The following is a 3,992-nucleotide window of genomic DNA, read 5'->3' as shown; positions in this document are numbered from 1 at the left end:
CTTATCATGCTCTAAATGACCACTCTGTTGTAAAAAGTCAAAAACAGCGATTGAGAACTCGTTTAGCATATTTTCAAAACCTACATACTCTGCTTCTAGCTCATTTGCTCTTACCTTTAGCGGTGAGAACTCTTTTTTTTGCTTCATATCCAGATTTAGATTGCCGAGTTTGCTTATGGACTTTAACGAATTAAAATCCGAAAAATCAATAACCGCATCATACGATGAGAGGTCTGTTTCCATCCCCTCGGCTATGCGGTTTATGTCGGCATCTTTAACGCCTATATAATCTACAAAACCCATCAACTTCTCTAGCTCATCATAGAAGTAGCTTATCTCAAACTCTTTTGCCGCGAAACAAAATGCTTTAGCTCTGCTGCTGATTCCCAAAAGCGCCACTTTCTTGCAACCTCTCTCTTTTAAAAAGTCACAAAGCACTCTCATCCCTAAAATATCGCCTACAAGCTTCTGCTCATCTCTTAGCAAGATATCGCACATGCCCGAGAATCTGACCGCCTCACTTGCTTCATCAAGCACCTCTACTACGTTTTTTGCATACTCGTTAGCTATCAAAGCGCCGTTTACGTGAGACTTTTTCATATTGAGTGCTGTAAAGAAAAAATCATCCTCTCTAATGTTCATAGGAATCATCATGGCATCTTTACTATTTGCCTTAAAGAGCTTGTTTAGCGTAGCTGAAATACTGCTCTGCCCCGCAAACTCTCCTATAAAGCCGTAAAGCTTCGTGTGATGGGATATCTCATTGGCGTTATTCATCATGTTATATATCTCCTTTTATTCCCCAAAGTTCTCTCGCCTCTTCTTCCTCTGCCTTACATCTGTAGCAGAGTCTATCGTTGGAGTTGCTGCTAAATATAGTATTGCACTCATCACATCTTCTGACATTAAACTTTATAAGGTTGTGAACCTCAGGCTCAAAAAATTCTTTTATTCTGTATGTGGGTGAGAGAGTGATTGCCTCCGGCTCACAAACATCGTGACAAATATGGCACTTTATGCATAAAAACGGATCAAACTCTATTTTAGAGTTTTTAACATCTGAACTCAGCGCTCCACTGGGACAAACCCTGTAACACATCTGACAAGCCGTGCAGGCATCTTTGTCAATCTCTTTTGAAGAGGTGAACGTTAGTTCACCCGCTTCAATAATATGATAAGCAGAGGGTTTTTCAACCCGCTTAAGTGCCGTAAAAAAAAGCTTTCTTCTATCTGTAATTCGCTTCTGTTTCAAAAGAGCAATATCGCTTTTTTGCAAAGTGTGCTCGACAAGCTCATCTGTTGCTTTTTGAATCTCTTTTTCAAACTGCTGTTTTGCCTTGATCGCGCCCGCTAAATTAACCTTGCTAAAAAACTCTCTTCTATTTGCTGTGCTCTCTTCGCCCGAACTCTCTTTTTCGTACTTCACATCTTGGAGCTTTATAACCGCACTGCTCTGCATCGCTTCGAGTATATAAGAGGCCTCTTCATGATTTCTCTCGATTTGGGGCTTGCATTTATGTGCTATTGCACACTCTTCGCAGTGCCCCATATCAAAAACAACCTCTTTTTTAAGAAGCGTCATGGAGATAATATTTTCAATATTTAAAGCAGCTATACATGGAACATTTTTTCTGCACGATATAAGATTCTCACTATCTTCTATAAAGCTAAAAAAGAAATCCGTCGAACTAAAATCATCCAAAGTGAGCGCCTCATTTGGACATACCGCATCACATGCGCCACAACCCACACATGCGGAGAAGTTGATTGCGGGAAGCGGGTTTGAGCCCACAACTATAGCTTCGGTTGGGCAGATAAGTTCACATTTGTTGCACTCGCTCTCACGTGAAAGTGAGCGGACACAACGGCTAGCTTTGAGCTGTATCATTTAAAGATTGAGCTCCTTGGTTAAATACTCATTATCACTAAGTATAAACTCCAAGGCCATATCTGCAACATCGTAATACAGAGGTGTTCTTGCCTCATATTTTACATTTATAAGATAGAGCGGTGCCCACTTTAAAAGATGTTTGTTTAAAAATTCGCTCTGAATCATTTTAAGATCTTTTACTGCGTCTAAGTCCTCTTCTTCAAGAGCTTTTATCTCCGCCTCAGCGAGGTGATGCATAAACTCAAGCTCAACCCCGATATGATCGGCAGAGATTGTACGTGCAACCTCAAAGTCAACCATAAAATTGTATGCGCTGTACATATCAGTTACCGGATTTGCGCCGCCTGTCTCTATCTTCTGGTCTTCTCTAATATAAAAAGTCTCATATGGGATAAGATGCAAAAGAGACAGATTGACAAAATCTGGGTTTAAATACTCCTGCAGAAGCTTTTCATTCGGCACTTCGCTAAGAGGTTTCCACTCTTTGAGCGTTGGGAAAAAATCCAAAATATTTTCGTCGTTTTTTATCATATTTAACATATTTTCATCCAACTCTTGCAACAAGACGCGGGATAGTAGTGCGTAGATATTAGATCTTGCTTTGGTGTTTTGCATATTTTATATTCTTTGTATTAGTTTTTGGGTTTGTAATTTTATCGCAAAAGTCTAAATGTATGGTTAGGGCAAGTTATTAAAAACTATATCCCCTCTGCAATCATAGCATCTGCTACTCTTTTAAATCCGGCTATATTTGCCCCATCTACATAATTTCCCTCAACATTGTAATCTTTTGCCGTAAGCACGACTCTTTTACAAATCTCATCCATTATAAATTTGAGTTTTATATCTACCTTTTCAAAATGCCATCGCTGCATGGAAGCATTCTGGCTCATCTCAAACTCACTGACCACTACACCGCCGGCATTTGCAGCTTTTGCAGGAGCAAAACAGATATTGTGGTTTAAAAGTGAGTCAATGGCTTCAGGGGTAGATGGCATATTTGCCCCCTCGCTCACACTTACACATCCGTTGGCTATCAAATTTTGCGCATCTACTTCATTTAGCTCATTTTGCGTAGCGCATGGAAATGCTGCATAACACTTAATATTCCACACGGCATGTCCACCCTCCGGATAGTCACAAACAGGTATATATTTTGCATCAGTATGAAATTCTAAATAGCGCTCTAAAGAAGCTCTTTTTTCAAACTTTAACTCTTTTAACAACGTAATATCAACTCCTCTTGAGTCATATATCGTTCCTCTTGAATCACTACATGTAACCGGAATAGCACCGATTTGTAAAAGTTTTTCTATTGCATGAAGTGCGACGTTTCCCGCCCCGCTTACCGTACAAATTTTTCCCCTTAAATCCTCTTTCTTCTCCAACTCAAGCATAGTTTGCGTAAAATATACGACGCCGTATCCGGTAGCTTCAGGTCTCATCAAAGAGCCTCCAAACATATAGGGCTTGCCTGTTAAAACACCGTCGTACGATGATGTTATTTTTTTATACTCTCCAAAAAGATACCCTATCTCTCGTGCTCCCACCCCGATATCTCCTGCAGGAACGTCAATACGAGGACCTATATATTTATGAAGCTCCGTCATAAAAGCCGAACAAAACTTCATTATCTCAAAATCACTCTTTCCTTTTGGATCAAAATCGCTTCCCCCTTTTGCCCCGCCTATCGGCAAACCTGTAAGCGAATTTTTAAATATCTGCTCAAACGCCAAAAACTTCAAAACACCCTCATTAACACTTGGGTGAAAACGAAGCCCTCCTTTATAGGGTCCAAGAGTGTTGTTAAACTGAATCCTATACCCCGTATTGACTCTTATAATATTATTGTCATCAAGCCAGCTTACTTTAAATTTTATGACCCGATCAGGCACAATCAATCTCTCTAAAACAGAAAATTTATTATACTTTTCATCAGAATTCAAAAGCGGCGTGATAGAAGATATAACCTCTTGAACCGCTTGAAAGAAAACATTGTTTTGAGCACAATCACCGACTAAAATTTTTTTTATATTTTCATTAGATATATCCATGTTTTCCTCATCTTCAATCAATTGAGCGATTATACAAAAATATCCCA

General features: G+C 39.4%; 4 protein-coding genes. All 4 read right to left on the bottom strand.

The genetic code is table 11. The features are described 5' to 3' along the window. Window positions 1-780 (bottom strand): hypothetical protein (locus tag IBX42_RS11460; RefSeq protein ID WP_294933062.1); only part of this gene is annotated, 780 nt, incomplete at its 3' end. A 1-nt stretch (window position 781) separates the two neighbouring features. Then, window positions 782-1,888 carry a 4Fe-4S binding protein gene (locus IBX42_RS11455; RefSeq protein ID WP_294933061.1) on the bottom strand — a complete coding sequence of 369 codons (1,107 nt, stop codon included), beginning with the start codon at window positions 1,886-1,888 and terminating at the stop codon, window positions 782-784. After that, entirely contained in the window at window positions 1,889-2,506 is a 618-nt protein-coding gene (locus IBX42_RS11450) for a molecular chaperone TorD family protein (RefSeq protein WP_294933059.1), read from the bottom strand. It abuts the gene before it with no gap. A gap of 83 nt (window positions 2,507-2,589) precedes the next feature. Continuing rightward, entirely contained in the window at window positions 2,590-3,945 is a 1,356-nt protein-coding gene (gene gdhA, locus IBX42_RS11445) for an NADP-specific glutamate dehydrogenase (protein ID WP_294933064.1), read from the bottom strand. Window positions 3,946-3,992: the final 47 nt, after the last annotated feature.

Source organism: Sulfurimonas sp., assembly GCF_014859695.1.
Taxonomy (GTDB): Bacteria; Campylobacterota; Campylobacteria; order Campylobacterales; family Sulfurimonadaceae; genus Sulfurimonas.
This window is presented reverse-complemented; position numbering and strand designations above follow the sequence as displayed.

Coding starts and splice junctions, on each gene's coding strand:
- IBX42_RS11455 (WP_294933061.1), bottom strand. CDS start 1,888: ATGATACAGCTCAAAGCTAGCCGTTGTGTCCGCTCACTTTCACGTGAG.
- IBX42_RS11450 (WP_294933059.1), bottom strand. CDS start 2,506: ATGCAAAACACCAAAGCAAGATCTAATATCTACGCACTACTATCCCGC.
- gdhA (WP_294933064.1), bottom strand. CDS start 3,945: ATGGATATATCTAATGAAAATATAAAAAAAATTTTAGTCGGTGATTGT.